Genomic DNA, 13995 nt, shown 5'->3' with positions numbered 1-13995 from the left:
CATGCGCCAGAAGCTAGTCGCCGCTGTTTCGCTCGCTGCTGTCATCGCCGTCGGCCTCGCGGCCTGCTCCGGCAAGGAGGCGGCGCCCGCGGCGACCGTCGCGGTCGATGCCGCCAAACGCGTTTACGAGAAGGAAATCCTCGACTGGCGGCACGATCGCCTGCAGCGCCTGCAGAAGCCGACCGGCTGGCTGTCCCTGGTGGGCATGCATTGGATCGAATCGGGCACCACGCGCATCGGTTCCGGCGAACAGAACGGCACGCGCCTGAGCGTCGGGCCGTCGCATATCGGCATGCTGACGCTGACCAAGGACGGCAAGCTGAGCCTGCGTCCGGAGCCCGGCACCGATGTGACCATCGACGGGCAACCCGCGAACGGTACGGTCAACCTGGTGTCCGATGCCGATGCGGGCGACGCCGGACCGACCGTCGTCGGCTTCAACAAGGGCGACGCCAGCTTCATCGTGATCAAGCGCAGCAACAAGTACGCCCTGCGCGTTCGCGATGCGATGGCGCCCACGCGTACGGGCTTCGCCGGCATTCCCTACTTCGATATCGATCCGTCGTTCCGCGTGAAGGCGAAGTTCACCCCGCATCCGCCGGGTAAGAAGATCGACATCGTCAACATCCTCAGCATGGTCGAGCCGATGGACAACCCCGGCACCGTGACCTTCGAAAAGGACGGCAAGAGTTTCACGATGGAAGCGGTGGACGAAGGCGATCACCGCCTGTTCCTGATCTACGCCGACCGCACGAGCGGGCACGAGACTTATGCGGCCGCGCGTTTCCTCTACGCCGAGTATCCCGGCGCGGACGGCACCACCATCGTGGATTTCAACAAGGGGTACAACCCGCCCTGCGCCTTCACCGCCTATTCGACCTGCCCGATGCCGCCGTTGCAGAACCGCCTCGACCTCGCCATCACCGCCGGCGAGAAGAAGCCGCGCAAGCCCGGCGAAGCGCCGGCTCACTGAGGTCCGCATGAAACGACTGTTCGTCCTGGGGCTGCTCGGTCTCGCCAGCGCCTGCGCCAACGCCGATTCGCCCAAGCCCCTGCTCTGGAAAGTCAGCGACGCCGACAACCACATCTACCTTCTCGGTTCCTTCCATGCGCTGAAACCAGAGGACTATCCGGTGGCGGCGACGGTGGATGGCGCGTTCGCCGACGCCGAGCGCGTGGCTTTTGAAGTGTCGCCGGCGGAAATGAAATCGCCCGAACTCGCGCGCAAGATGGCGTTGGCGGCGATGCTGCCGGAAGGCGAGACGCTGGAGCAGCAGCTGACGCCGGAAAGCTGGCGGAAGTTGCAGGCCTACGCGGACAAGCGCCAGGTACCGCTGCAGAACTACGCCCGCTTCGAGCCCTGGTTCATCTCGCTGATCGTGACGCTGAACGAGTTGGGTCGCAGTGGCTACGACGGCAAGCTGGGGCTCGACCAGAACTTGATGGACCGCAGCACCGAAGCCGGCAAGCCGACGCAGGGGCTGGAGACGGCCGACGAGCAGATCGGCGCGCTCGACAACATGAGCGTGGACGAACAGCAGCAGATGTTGGCGGAATCGCTGGAAGAAGCCGACGACGTCGGCAAGAACCTCGACGAGCTGCATCGCCTCTGGCGCAGCGGCGACGACGCCGGATTGAGCGACAAGACGGTAGGCGAATTCCGCGACAAGTATCCGCAGCTCTACCAGCGCATCAACGTCGCCCGCAACCGCGCCTGGTTGCCGAAAGTACAGGCCATGCTCGACGGCGAAAAATCCGACGACACGCTGGTCGTGGTCGGCAGCCTGCATCTGCTGGGCGAGGACGGCCTGGTCGCGATGCTGAAGGCGAAGGGCTACAAAGTGGAGCGCCTCTGATTCCGGCGTTTCCGTAGGAGCGACGCGAGTCGCGACTTGTGTCGCTCCTACATGCGCAAGGCGGGTGCCGGGATCAGGTCGATGCAATCGACCGGGCAGGGCGGAATGCACAGTTCGCAGCCCGTGCACAGGTCCGCCAGTACCGTATGCATCGCCTTCGGCGCGCCGATGATGGCGTCGACCGGGCAGGCCTGGATGCATTTCGTGCATCCGATGCATTCCGCTTCGCGGATCAGGGCCACCAGCGGCGGTTTTTCGATGCCGTTGTCCGGGTTCAACGGTTTCGCTTCGCGCGCGAGCAAGTCGGCCAGGCGGCGAATTCCGGTCTCGCCGCCGGGCGGGCACTGGTTGATGTCGGCTTCGCCCGAGGCGATCGCACGCGCATAGGGCTTGCAGCCGGGGTAACCGCATTGCCCGCACTGCGTCTGCGGCAGCACGCGGTCGATGCGTTCCACCATCGCCTCCATATCGGTTTCCGGGCGCCAGCGATTCGCCATCAGCATCAGCACCAGACCGAAGCAGGTCGCGACAACGAGCACGGCCAGGATCGCGGTCATCTCAGCGCGCCAGGCCGGCGAAGCCCATGAAGGCCAGCGACATCAGGCCGGCCGTCACGAGAGCGATGGGCGCGCCTCGCCAGGCCGCCGGCACGTCGGCGGTTTCCAGGCGTTCGCGCATGGCGGAAAACAGCACCAGCACCAGGGCGAAACCCAGGGCTGCACCGAAGCCGTACAGCACCGCTTCGAACAGCGTGCGTTTTTCCTGCACGTTCAGCAGGGTCACGCCGAGCACGGCGCAGTTCGTCGCGATCAGCGGCAAGTAAATGCCGAGCACGCGATAGAGGCGGGGTTGCCGCCGGGCCATCGCCAGTTCGGTGAACTGCACGACGCCGGCGATGACCAGGATGAAGGCCAGCGTGCGCAGGTAGTCGAGGCCGAGCGGCGCGAGCAACCAATGCTGCACCATCCAGCTCATCGCCGCCGACAGCGTCAGCACGAAACCCGTCGCCATCGCCATGCCGTACGCCGAATCGAGCCGGTTCGACACGCCCATCACCGGGCACAGGCCGAGGAACTTCACCAGCACGAAATTATTGACGAAGGCCGCGCCGAGCAGGATGAGGAAGATATCGGTCATGCGTGGCCCTCACCCCAGCCCTCTCCCGGGGGGAGAGGGCGTTGATCATTTCACCGTCATGCCCGGCAGGGCGCCGGCATCGGCGTCGAGCAGGAAAAGGCCATCGTCGCCGCCGGCCGACAGGATCATGCCTTCCGACACGCCGAAACGCATCTTGCGCGGCGCGAGATTGGCGATGAACACGACCTTGCGACCAACGAGTTTGTCGGGCTCCGGATAACCGGCGCGGATGCCGGAAAAGATCTGGCGTTGGCCGAGTTCGCCGGCATCGAGCAGGAAGCGCAGCAGCTTGTCCGAGCCTTCGACGACGCCGCATTCGAGCACCGCGCCGATGCGCAGGTCGAGCTTGGCGAAGTCGTCGATGGCGATCGTCGCTGGGGCGCCTGCATCCGATTTCGCCGGCGCGGCTTCAGCCGGTTTCTTGGCTGGGGTCGCGACTTGCGTCGCTCCTACAGGCGCTGCTGCAGCCGCTTCTGCGGGCTTCAGGTCTTCCTTGCTTGCTTCGATCATGGCTTCGATCTGCTTCTTTTCAACACGAGTAAGAAGAGGCTGATATTCGTTGATGCGATGTCCCAGGAGAGGTCGATTCAGGTCGTCCCAGTGATCCACCGGCGCATTGAGGAATTCTTCGGCCTGTTTGCAGATGGACGGCAAGATCGGCTTCAGCGCACCGGCGAGCAACCGGAACAAGTTTAGGCCGTTAGTGCAAACCACATGCAGTTCAGCCTTCGCGCCTTGCTGCTTTGCTAACACCCACGGCTTCTTTTCGTCGATGTAGCGGTTGGCTTCATCGGCCAACAGCATGATCTGTCGGACGGCATGCGCAAAATCACCGGACTCGATGCATGCTTTAACGCCTTGGCCGGTGATTGCCGGCAGGAAGCCACTGTACAAACTGTCGGCGGGCAGTGCGTCTGCCAGTTTCCCATCAAAATGCTTGGTAATGAAGCCAGCACATCGGCTCGCAATGTTGACGAACTTACCCACCAAGTCGGAATCGATGCGTGCCTTGAGGTCGTCGAGGTTCAGGTCGAGGTCGTCCACGCCGGCGCCGGATTTCGCCGCGTAGTAGTAGCGCAGCGTTTCCGGTTCGAGGCCGGCATCCAGGAAAGTGCGGGCCATGATGAAGGTGCCGCGCGATTTCGACATCTTCGCGCCGTTCACCGTCAGATAGCCGTTGACGTGCAGCTTCGTCGGCGCCCGGAAACCCGAGCCCTTCAGCATCGCCGGCCAGAACAGTCCGTGGAAGTTGACGATGTCCTTGCCGATGAAGTGGTGCATCTCGGTTTCGCCGGCCTCGTTGCGCGAGGCCTCGGTGAACTGCGCGAAGTCCAATCCCTTGGTGCGGCAATAGGCCTGGAAGCTGGCGAGGTAGCCGATCGGCGCGTCGAGCCAGACATAGAAATACTTGTCCGTCGTACCGGGAATCTGGAAGCCGAAGTAGGGCTTGTCGCGCGAAATGTCCCAGTCGCGCAGACCGCCTTCCAGCCATTCGGCGAGCTTGGCTTTCACGGCCGGGTGCGCGACCTCGTTCTTCAGCCAGCCGCGCAGGAAAGCTTCGAATTTGCCCAGTTCGAAGAAGAAATGTTCCGACTCGCGCAACTCCGGCACCGCGCCCGACATCACCGAACGCGGATTCTTCAGGTCGGTCGGCGAATAGGCCTTGCCGCAGACTTCGCAGTTGTCGCCGTACTGGTCGGGGCTGCCGCAGTTCGGGCAGTCGCCCTTGATGTAGCGATCGGGCAGGAACATTTCCCGCACTGGATCGAACAACTGCTGGATCTTGCGCGAGGCGATATAGGTTTCGCCCGGTTGCTGCGGATACTTGCCGTCGCGCAGGCGTTCGTAGATCAGCGTCGCCAGTTCGCGGTTCTCGTCCGAATGGGTCGAGTGGTAATGATCGAAGGCGACGCCGAAGTCGGCGAAATCCTTCTCGTGCCCGACCTGTATCGCGCGGATGAATTCTTCCGGCGACTGCCCGGCCTTCTCGGCCGCGAGCATGATCGGCGTGCCATGGGCGTCGTCGGCGCAGACGAAATGGGTCTCGCCGCCGGCCATGCGGCGGGCGCGGACCCAGATATCGGCCTGGATGTACCCGACCAGATGGCCCAGGTGCAGCGGGCCGTTGGCGTAGGGAAGGGCGGTGGTAACGAGGGCGGGCGCGGGTTTCATGCAGCGATTATCGCAGAAGCCCCCGCATTCCTGCGGGCTTCGGGCCGTCCGGACGGCCGCTTCGGTACAATGCCGGGCTTACCCCGGCACCCCACGCATGAGCCTTAGCCCCGATTCCGTCCGCGCCGCCTTGGCGCTCATCCACGATCCGAACGTCGACACCGACCTGATCAGCGCGCAGTCCGTGCGCGGCGTCGGCGTGGACGGCGGCAAGGTCGCGATCGAAATCCTCCTGGGTTACCCGGCGGCCGGGTACAGAGACACGCTTGCCGAACGGATTCGCCAAGCCGTGGGCGCGCTGCCCGATGTCGAAGCCGTGACGGTCGACGTGCGTTGGCGCATCGGCGCGCATCGCGTGCAGAAGGACCTGACGCCGTTGCCGGAAGTGCGCAACATCGTCGCGATCGCCTCCGGCAAGGGCGGCGTCGGCAAGTCCACGACGGCGGTGAACCTGGCGCTGGCCCTGGCCGTCGAAGGCGCGCGCGTCGGCGTGCTCGATGCCGATATTCATGGCCCGAGCATCCCGATGATGCTGGGCCTGCAGGGCAAACCGGAAAGTCCGGACGGCAAGAACATCGAACCCAAGGTGAGCCACGGCTTGCAGGCGATGTCGATCGGCCTGTTCCTCGGCGAGGACACGCCCACTATTTGGCGCGGCCCGATGACCACGCAGTACCTGCAGCAGTTGTTGACGACGACGCTGTGGCGGGATCTCGATTACCTGCTGATCGACCTGCCGCCAGGCACCGGCGACATCCAGTTGACCCTGGCCCAGCGCGTGCCGGTGTCGGCGGCCATCATCGTCACGACGCCGCAGGACATCGCCCTGCTCGACGCGAAGAAGGCGCTGAAGATGTTCGAGAAGGTCGAGGTGCCGGTGCTCGGCATCGTCGAGAACATGGCCGTGCATGTCTGTTCGAATTGCGGTCACGCCGAACACATCTTCGGTGCCGGCGGCGGCGAGAAGATGGCGGCGCAATACGATGTGCCCCTGCTTGGCTCCTTGCCGCTCGACATCGCCATCCGCGAACAGGCCGACGGCGGCGCGCCGACCGTGGTGTCGCAGCCCGACTCGGCCGTGGCGCTGGCGTATCGCGAGATCGCCCGGCGCGCAGCGGGCCGTCTGGCCATGCAGGCGAAAAACAAGTCCATCGCGTTCCCCAGCATCGTGATCCAGAACACCTGATGCGCGCGATCGCACGCCTGCTGTTCTTCGCCTGCCTGGCGTTGCCGCTCGCATCGCGGGCGCAGGTGGCGGACGGCGGCTCGCTGGCGCGCGCGGCACGGTCCCAGGTCGGCGTCACCCTTCATTACGATCCGGCCTACGCGCGTATCGCCTATCCCGGCGGCGATGTGCCCAGCGAACGCGGCGTGTGTTCGGACGTCGTCGTTCGCGCCTTCCGCGTCGGCGCGAAACTCGACCTGCAGCAGCGCCTGCACGAGGACATGCGCGCGAACTTCGCCAAGTATCCGTCGCTCTGGGGGCTGCGCAAGCCCGATGCGAACATCGATCACCGTCGCGTGCCGAACCTGCGCCGCTATTTCGAACGTCAGGGCAAGTCGCTACCAGTGTCCGCGCGCGCGGCGGACTATCGCGCCGGCGACATCGTCAGCTGGACCCTGCCGAACGGGTTGGCGCATATCGGCGTGGTGTCGACGCGCCGCTCGGCGGCGGATCCGGCCCGGCCCCTGGTCGTGCACAACATCGGCGCCGGTGCGCAGGAAGAAGACGTGCTGTTCGCCTGGACGCAGACCGGGCATTACCGCTGGTTCGGCACAGGGGCCGCCCGATGAGCGAGCGCCATCCCCTCCGCGAGGCCAACGACGGCATCGAACAGGTGCTGCATCTGGATTCGCGGCGCAAGCTGCGGATCGTGGCCGCGATCGACGTCGTCAAGGGCAGCGCCGCGGTCGCCGCCGGGTTGGGTTTGCTGCGCGCCAACGCGCACGCCCTGGAAAACGGCGGGGCCAGCCTGCTGCGGGCGTTCGACATCGACCCGTCGATGGGCCTGCCACGGCAGTTGCTGATGCTGCTGCATGCGGCCGATGCCAAGCACGGGCTGTTGACCCTGGTCGTGGGCCTGTACGCTCTGCTGCGTTTCGTGGAAGCCTATGGCCTGTGGTTCCAGCGCAACTGGGCGCGCTGGCTCGGCATCGCGACGGTCGGCGTGTACGTGCCTTTCGAGCTGGCCTACCTGCTGCGCGATCCGGGCTGGACGTCGGTCAGCGTGCTCGCCATCAATCTCATCGTGCTGTGGCTGCTCTGGCCGCGGCGCATATCGCCAATCTCAATCGAACCGGGTAACGCATGAGCATCAAGTCCGACAAGTGGATCCGCCGCATGGCCGAAGGGCAGGGCATGATCGAGCCTTTCGAGCCCGGGCAGGTCAAGCATGCCGCCGACGGCCATCGCATCGTCAGTTACGGCACCTCCAGCTACGGCTACGACGTGCGCTGCGCCCGCGAGTTCAAGATCTTCACCAATATCAACTCGACCATCGTCGACCCGAAGGCTTTCGACCCGACCAGCTTCGTCGATGTCGTTTCGGACGTCTGCATCATCCCGCCGAACAGTTTCGCCCTGGCGCGCACGGTGGAGTATTTCCGCATTCCGCGCGACACCCTGGTGGTCTGCCTCGGCAAGAGCACGTACGCGCGCTGCGGCATCATCGTCAACGTGACGCCGCTGGAACCCGAATGGGAAGGGCATGTCACGCTGGAGTTCAGCAATACGACGCCGTTGCCGGCCAAGATCTACGCCGGCGAAGGCGTGGCGCAGATGCTGTTCTTCCAGTCCGACGAAGTCTGCGAAACTTCGTACAAGGACCGCGGCGGCAAGTACCAGGGCCAGACCGGCGTCACCCTTCCCAGAACCTGAGGCAACCATTAGGACGCGGACATGGACCAGAACCAGAACCCCTACGATGCGCCGCAGGCACCCCTGCGGGAGTCCGGCCACGGCGGCCCCGCGCTGGCCGATCGCGGCATGCGCCTGGCGGCGGCGATCATCGACGGCGTGATCATGTTGATGATCCTGCTGCCGCTGATGTTCGTCGGCGGCTACTTCAGCGGCATCATGACCGGCCAGCAACCCAGCTACGGCCAGCAGGCGATGTGGGGCCTGATCGCCTTCATCCTGTTCCTCGCCATCCAGGGCTACCCGCTGAATGCGACCGGTCAGACGTGGGGCAAGAAGATGCTGAAGATGAAGATCGTCGATCTTGATGGCAACAAGCCGCCCTTCAGCAAGCTGATCGCGTTGCGCTATCTGCCGACCCAGGCGATCGGCTTGATTCCGTTCCTCGGCAGCATCTACGGGTTGGTGAACGTGCTTTTCATCTTCGGCGAAGAACGCCGTTGCCTGCACGACCTGATCGCCGGCACCCGCGTGGTGATGGCGGACTGAATCGCACGGGTTCGACGGACGGCGCGCATGGCCAGCATCCTCGTCCTCACCCATGCCCATGATCGGTTCCGCGCCTGCGACTACATCCTGCGTCGGTTCGTTCGGTCCTGGCTGGATTCCGGCCATCGCGTCGCGGTGGCCAGGGGGCTGGGCGATTGGCCGGAGGCGGACATAGCCATCCTGCACGTCGATCTTTCGGTCGTGCCCGAGACCTACGTCCAGGCGACAGCACGTTATCCGATCGTGCTGAACGGTGCGGCGACCGATATCCGCAAGCGCGCGGTGAGCCGCCAGCTGTTGCAGCGCGGCGAGCCTTGGGACGGGCCGGTCATCGTCAAGACCGACCTCAATTGCGGTGGCCAGTCGGAAGTGCGCACGCATCAACGGGCCTTGCTCGACGGCAGTTCCGAGGGTCGACTGACGAATGATCTGTCGGTGCTGGCCGGTGCCGAGTACCCGGTGCTGGCTTCCGTCGACGAGGTTCCCGATGCGGTCTGGAACAATCGCGATCTGGTCGTCGAACGGTTCCTGCCGGAACAGGACGCGCAGGGTTACTGGATGCGCACCTGGCTCTTCTTCGGAGACCAGGACCGTTGCAGTCGCCACCTGGGGCGCGATCCGGTGCTGAAGAGCTCCGGCATCCTGGCCAGCGAGCCGTCGGCGGTGCCCGACGCGCTGCGCGCGGAGCGCCAGCGTCTCGGTTTCGACTACGGTAAGTTCGATTTCGTCGTGCACGATGGCCGTGCCATCTTGCTGGATGCCAACAAGACGCCATGGATGCCGACGGGCGCGCCACCCGAGTTCGAGGCCGCCTTGCCGGACCTGGCGCGCGGCATCGAGGCCTGCATCGGCGATCGGGCCATGTCGTGAACGACGAAGCCGACCCGACTCCGCCGCGCGATCACTTCGCGCATATCGTGCGGGACTGGGCGCATTTCGGCCCGCCGTTGCGTCCGCCGGCCGGCGATGTCGCGGCGATGCAACGCGCCATCGACACGCTGGGTCGCGCGCCGCGTGCCGTCGTGCTGGGGCTCACGCCGGAGATCGTCGGCTGCGACTGGCCGGAGGGAACCGAACTCAGCGCCGTAGACCATAGCCCGGCGATGATGCGGATGTTGTGGCCGCCGATGCGGGCGCCGGCGAATGCCCGCGCCATGCTGGCGAATTGGTGTGCGATGCCGATGCCCGACCGCAGCGTCGACGTCGTCGTCGGCGACGGTTGTTACGTGGTCTTCGGATTTCCCGACGGCTACCGTTCCCTGACGCGCGAGGTCCATCGCATCCTCCGCCCCTCGGGTCGCTTCGTCATCCGTGTTTTCCTGCGCCCCGATCGCCGCGAAACCCTGGACCGGATCGTTGGCGATTTCGAGGCAGCGCGCATCAGCAGCGTGCACGCGCTCAAGATCCGTCTATGGGCGGCCATGCATGGAGCCAATGGCCCCGGTACGCGTCCCGACGATGTCAGGCGCGCTTGGCTGGGATTCCCGCCGCTGCCGGCCGGATTGGCCGGGCGGATCGGCTGGACGAGCGAGGAACTGGAGACGATCGAAAGCCCGCGTCCGCCGGAAACGCGCTACTTCCTGCCGACGTTGCAGGAATTCCGCGAGCACATGTCCCCGGGCTTCCGCGAGCTCGAATGCCATCGCGATGGCGGGCACGAGTTGGCGGATCTCTGCCCCACCTTCGTATTCGAGACCACGGAGGCTTCGCCCGGCGACTGAGGTCGGGCCATTACGTCGGCGATACGTCGATCCGGCCGAATGCCGCCCGCAAAGCATGCACGCGGCGCTCGCGTTCCTCCGGATCGAAACGACGTGCCGGGCCGCTTCCCCATACCGGTCCCGGCCAGGCCTCGTCGTTTTCGCGGCGCGCGATCACGTGCACATGCAGCTGCCGCACGATATTGCCCAGGGCGCCGATATTGAGCTTGTCGCAGGCTTGCAGGCCGCGCAGCAGGGCAGCCGCCTGGTTGACCTCGGCCAGCAACAGGCGCTGCTGTCCGCCGGGCAGGTCGATCCATTCGCTGGCGTCGGCGACCCGTGGGACCAGCACCAGCCAGGGGAAGCGCGCATCGTCCATCAGGCGCAGCTGCGACAGCGGCCCCTCGGCGACGAGTACGGAATCGGCGGCGAGTCGGGCGTCGAGTACGAAGCCCGGAGAATTCATCGCCGGAAGATCTTCTGCAGGAAGGACAGCGTGCGCTGAAGCGCCTGTTGCGAGACTTCGGCGTTGTAATCGGCGCGCTGGTCGCAGTTGAAGCCGTGGCCGGCCGGCCAGACGTGGATCTCGGCGCTGGACAGGTGATCGCGGTGCGCCTGCACGTCCTCCGGCGGAATCAGTTCGTCGGTTTCGCCGAAATGCAGCATCAGCGGCGCCTTCGGGCGCTCGCGCAGGAAGGGGACGGTACGACTGCCGTAATAGCTGACGCAGGCCAGGCCGAAGCGCGCGTTGGCCAGGAAGGCCACCGTACCGCCCCAGCAGAAACCGACCGAGGCAACGCGCAGGCCAGTGGCGTCGAGATAATCGAAGGCCGCACGCACGCCGTCGAGGCCGCCGTTGAAGCCGAGCTTCTCGACCAGCTCGCGTCCGCGCTCGGTGCCGGCCTCGTCATAGGCGAGTTCGGTGTGGGGGCTGACGAGATCGAACAGGGCGGGCGCGACGGTGTGGTAGCCGTAATGGGCGAAGCGGTCGGCAGCTTGTCGGATATGGGAGTTGACGCCGTAGATTTCCTGCACGAGCACGATGCCGCCGCGTGCGCCGGAAGGCGGCTTGGCTTCCCAGGCGGAGATCCTTCCGTGGCGCGTACTGAGCGATATCGTGCCCATGCTGTCCCCCTCGACCCCAGGTCCCAGCATAGCGCCGGTCGGCCCCGCTGTCAGGGGTATAATCGCGCACCCGCCGCCGCCCCGTCCCGCAATGTCGCTTTCGCAACCCAAAGTCGGTTTCGTCAGCCTTGGCTGCCCCAAGGCCCTGGTCGACTCCGAGCGCATCCTGACGCAGCTGCGCGTCGAGGGTTACGACATCGTGCCCAGTTACGACGATGCCGACGTGGTGGTCGTGAACACCTGTGGCTTCATCGATTCGGCCGTGGCCGAATCGCTCGACGCCATCGGCGAAGCGCTGGCCGAAAACGGCAAGGTCATCGTCACCGGTTGCCTGGGCAAGCGGCCGGAGGTGATCCGCGAATCCCACCCCGACGTGCTGTCCATTTCGGGCCCGCAGGATTACGCCAGCGTGATGAGCGCCGTGCACCAGGCGCTTCCGCCGAAGCACGATCCGTTCCTGGACCTCGTACCTCCCCAGGGCATCAAGCTGACGCCGAAGCACTACGCCTACCTGAAGATTTCCGAGGGCTGCAATCACCGCTGCAGTTTCTGCATCATCCCGTCGATGCGCGGCGACCTGGTCTCGCGCCCGGTCGACGAGGTGCTGCGCGAGGCTGAGAAACTGGCGATGGGCGGGGTGAAGGAGCTGCTGGTGGTGTCGCAGGACACCAGCGCCTACGGCGTCGACCTGAAGTACGCCGAGCGCGAATGGCGCGGCAAGTCCTGGCAGACGCGCATGAAATCGTTGTGCGAAGGATTGTCCGAACTCGGCATCTGGACGCGCCTGCATTACGTGTATCCGTATCCTCATGTCGACGACATCATTCCGTTGATGGCTGAAGGAAAGCTGCTGCCGTACCTCGACATCCCGTTCCAGCACGCCAGCCCGCGCATCCTGAAGCTGATGAAGCGCCCGGGCGCCATCGACAAGACGCGCGAGCGCATCGCGCGCTGGCGCGACGTCTGCCCGGAGCTGACCATTCGCAGCACCTTCATCGTCGGGTTCCCCGGCGAGACCGACGACGACTTCGAACAGCTGCTGGATTTCATCGACGAGGTCGAGCTCGACCGCGTAGGCGCATTCGCCTATTCGCCGGTGGACGGCGCGGCGGCCAATACGCTGGCCGAGCCGGTAGCGGAAGAGATTAAGCAGGAACGCCTGGCCCGATTCATGGCGCTGCAGGCCGAGATCAGCGCCGAGAAGCTCGAATCCAAGGTCGGATCCGTTCAGCGTTGCCTGGTCGATTCCGTTGACGGCGATCTCGCGATCGCCCGCTCCAGGGCCGATGCGCCGGAAATCGACGGCACGGTGCAGATCCAGGATGGCGCGGTACTGAAGCCGGGACAGTTCGTCGATGTGCGCATCATGGGCGCGGATGAGCACGACCTGTTCGGCCTGGTCGGCGCCGACGAAGATTGATCATGAGAGGGAACACGATGCGCGTTGTCCTGCCTGTCGCCTGCCTGTTGTTTTCCGCCGCCACGTTTGCGAAGGGCCCGTTGCCCTCGACCAACGAGGAGCTCGCCGCCTATCTGCCGGATGGCGCGATGGTCGAAACGCGTATCGATGCCGACTTCAACGGCGACGGCATGAAGGACATCGCCATCATCTCGGCCAACGACGACGTGCGCGTGCTGACCGCTTTCCTCGCCTATGCGGACGAATACAACACCGGTTTCGAGCCGATCGGAACCGGTGCGCTCGACGTTGGCCCACTGGGAGCGGCCAGCCTGCGCATGCAGAAGAACGTGTTGGTCCTGGAAGATCTGACCGGCGGCACCTCGGCGACGAGCTCGACCTATCGCTTCCGCTTCGATGCGGCCGAGTCGAAGATGCGCCTGATCGGTCTCGATGCCGAATATTACAGCCGCACCTACCAGCACGGCAGCCGCAAGCTCAGCTTCAACTACCTGACCGGCGATCGCGTCGAACAGGTTTCCGAGGTCGGCACCAAGGACGACGAAGCACTGGTGCCGGGACCGGAAAAACGCAGCAAGGGCAAGCCGCGGAAAATCTGGCTCGACGATATTCCCAGTCCGGAAGCGTTGCTGCTCGACGAAAAGTAGTCTGGCGGCGGATCAACGCGCGACAGGGGCTTCGTAGGAAACATCCACGATGACGAAGCGTGCCGGGCCGGCCGGCAGCATCACTTCGAATTCGTCGTCCAGCCGCTTCTTCAACGCCGCGCGCGCCAGCGGCGAATCCACGCTGATGTAACCGAGTGCCGCATCGGTCTCGTCGGGTCCGACGATGCGATAACGCACGCTCTCGCCATTGTCCTCGCGTTCGATCTCGAACCAGGCGCCGAAGAACACGGCCTGGCGATCCGCCGGCAACTGCTCCGCCACTTTAAGCGCTTCCAGGCGTTTGCTCAGGTAACGTACGCGACGATCGATTTCGCCCAATTGCTTTTTGCGGTATTGGTACTCGGCATTCTCGGAGCGGTCGCCCTCGGCCGCGGCCGCGCTCAAGGCGCGCACGACTTCGGGGCGCTTTTCGCGCCAGAGGTGGTTGAGTTCATCGCGCAGGCGTTCGAAGCCTTCGCGCGTGATGATCGCGGTCGAGGACTCGGGCGGCGGACGCCAACGCGACATCGCC

Annotated in this window: 17 protein-coding genes; 11 read left to right on the top strand and 6 right to left on the bottom strand. The window is 65.1% G+C overall.

Annotated features, from left to right (window positions below; translation table 11 throughout):
- Position 1: 1 nt before the first annotated feature.
- A complete protein-coding gene (locus QM707_RS06980; protein ID WP_415001137.1) occupies positions 2-973 on the top strand; it encodes a DUF1684 domain-containing protein in 972 nt (323 codons plus the stop codon).
- Between the two features lie 7 nt (positions 974-980).
- Positions 981-1856: a TraB/GumN family protein gene (locus QM707_RS06975; protein WP_415001136.1), complete on the top strand. Its 876-nt coding sequence runs from the start codon at positions 981-983 to the stop codon at positions 1854-1856.
- A 47-nt stretch (positions 1857-1903) separates the two neighbouring features.
- On the opposite strand, the gene rsxB is transcribed toward QM707_RS06975, so the two are convergent.
- From rsxB to metG, 3 genes are read right to left on the bottom strand one after another with little or no spacing between them, the layout of a single operon-like run.
- Entirely contained in the window at positions 1904-2413 is a 510-nt protein-coding gene (gene rsxB, locus QM707_RS06970) for an electron transport complex subunit RsxB (RefSeq protein WP_415001135.1), read from the bottom strand.
- Between the two features lies 1 nt (position 2414).
- Positions 2415-2993: an electron transport complex subunit RsxA gene (gene rsxA, locus QM707_RS06965; protein WP_415001134.1), complete on the bottom strand. Its 579-nt coding sequence runs from the start codon at positions 2991-2993 to the stop codon at positions 2415-2417.
- A 45-nt stretch (positions 2994-3038) separates the two neighbouring features.
- A complete protein-coding gene (gene metG, locus QM707_RS06960) occupies positions 3039-5165 on the bottom strand; it encodes a methionine--tRNA ligase (RefSeq protein WP_415001133.1) in 2127 nt (708 codons plus the stop codon).
- A gap of 97 nt (positions 5166-5262) precedes the next feature.
- Between metG and apbC the strand changes: the two genes are divergently transcribed.
- From apbC to QM707_RS06925, 7 genes are read left to right on the top strand one after another with little or no spacing between them, the layout of a single operon-like run.
- Positions 5263-6351 (top strand): iron-sulfur cluster carrier protein ApbC, encoded by a 1089-nt coding sequence (apbC, locus tag QM707_RS06955; protein ID WP_415001132.1) that lies wholly within the window; start codon positions 5263-5265, stop codon positions 6349-6351.
- Positions 6351-6959 (top strand): DUF1287 domain-containing protein, encoded by a 609-nt coding sequence (locus tag QM707_RS06950; protein WP_415001131.1) that lies wholly within the window; start codon positions 6351-6353, stop codon positions 6957-6959. The genes apbC and QM707_RS06950 overlap by 1 nt, the downstream gene beginning before the upstream one ends.
- Positions 6956-7477, top strand: coding sequence for a DUF2127 domain-containing protein (locus QM707_RS06945; protein ID WP_415001130.1), 522 nt, complete (start codon positions 6956-6958; stop codon positions 7475-7477). Before QM707_RS06950 ends, QM707_RS06945 begins: the two co-directional genes overlap by 4 nt.
- Positions 7474-8043: a dCTP deaminase gene (gene dcd / locus QM707_RS06940; RefSeq protein WP_415001129.1), complete on the top strand. Its 570-nt coding sequence runs from the start codon at positions 7474-7476 to the stop codon at positions 8041-8043. The genes QM707_RS06945 and dcd overlap by 4 nt, the downstream gene beginning before the upstream one ends.
- A gap of 21 nt (positions 8044-8064) precedes the next feature.
- The gene (locus tag QM707_RS06935) at positions 8065-8571 is read left to right on the top strand and encodes an RDD family protein (RefSeq protein ID WP_415001128.1); all 507 of its coding nucleotides are present in this window, start codon (positions 8065-8067) and stop codon (positions 8569-8571) included.
- A gap of 27 nt (positions 8572-8598) precedes the next feature.
- Positions 8599-9441 (top strand): hypothetical protein, encoded by an 843-nt coding sequence (locus QM707_RS06930; RefSeq protein WP_415001127.1) that lies wholly within the window; start codon positions 8599-8601, stop codon positions 9439-9441.
- The gene (locus tag QM707_RS06925) at positions 9438-10292 is read left to right on the top strand and encodes a class I SAM-dependent methyltransferase (RefSeq protein ID WP_415001126.1); all 855 of its coding nucleotides are present in this window, start codon (positions 9438-9440) and stop codon (positions 10290-10292) included. The genes QM707_RS06930 and QM707_RS06925 overlap by 4 nt, the downstream gene beginning before the upstream one ends.
- Positions 10293-10302: 10 nt before the next feature.
- Here QM707_RS06925 and QM707_RS06920 read toward each other — a convergent pair whose 3' ends face one another.
- Together QM707_RS06920 and QM707_RS06915 are read right to left on the bottom strand one after the other, a co-directional pair.
- Complete coding sequence (locus tag QM707_RS06920; RefSeq protein ID WP_415001125.1) at positions 10303-10737, bottom strand: HIT domain-containing protein; 435 nt, start codon at positions 10735-10737, stop codon at positions 10303-10305.
- Complete coding sequence (locus QM707_RS06915; RefSeq protein WP_415001124.1) at positions 10734-11396, bottom strand: dienelactone hydrolase family protein; 663 nt, start codon at positions 11394-11396, stop codon at positions 10734-10736. The genes QM707_RS06920 and QM707_RS06915 overlap by 4 nt, the downstream gene beginning before the upstream one ends.
- A gap of 91 nt (positions 11397-11487) precedes the next feature.
- Here QM707_RS06915 and rimO point away from each other — a divergent pair, with 91 nt between their 5' ends.
- Positions 11488-12816, top strand: coding sequence for a 30S ribosomal protein S12 methylthiotransferase RimO (gene rimO, locus QM707_RS06910; RefSeq protein WP_415001123.1), 1329 nt, complete (start codon positions 11488-11490; stop codon positions 12814-12816).
- Positions 12817-12818: 2 nt separating this feature from the next.
- Positions 12819-13463 carry a hypothetical protein gene (locus QM707_RS06905; protein WP_415001122.1) on the top strand — a complete coding sequence of 215 codons (645 nt, stop codon included), beginning with the start codon at positions 12819-12821 and terminating at the stop codon, positions 13461-13463.
- A gap of 12 nt (positions 13464-13475) precedes the next feature.
- On the opposite strand, the gene greB is transcribed toward QM707_RS06905, so the two are convergent.
- Positions 13476-13991, bottom strand: a complete 516-nt coding sequence (gene greB / locus QM707_RS06900) for a transcription elongation factor GreB (RefSeq protein ID WP_415001121.1) — start codon at positions 13989-13991, stop codon at positions 13476-13478.
- Positions 13992-13995 lie beyond the last annotated feature (4 nt).

The sequence above is a fragment of the Arenimonas sp. genome, assembly GCF_047602345.1.
Classification (GTDB): Bacteria; Pseudomonadota; Gammaproteobacteria; order Xanthomonadales; family Xanthomonadaceae; genus Arenimonas.
This window is presented reverse-complemented; position numbering and strand designations above follow the sequence as displayed.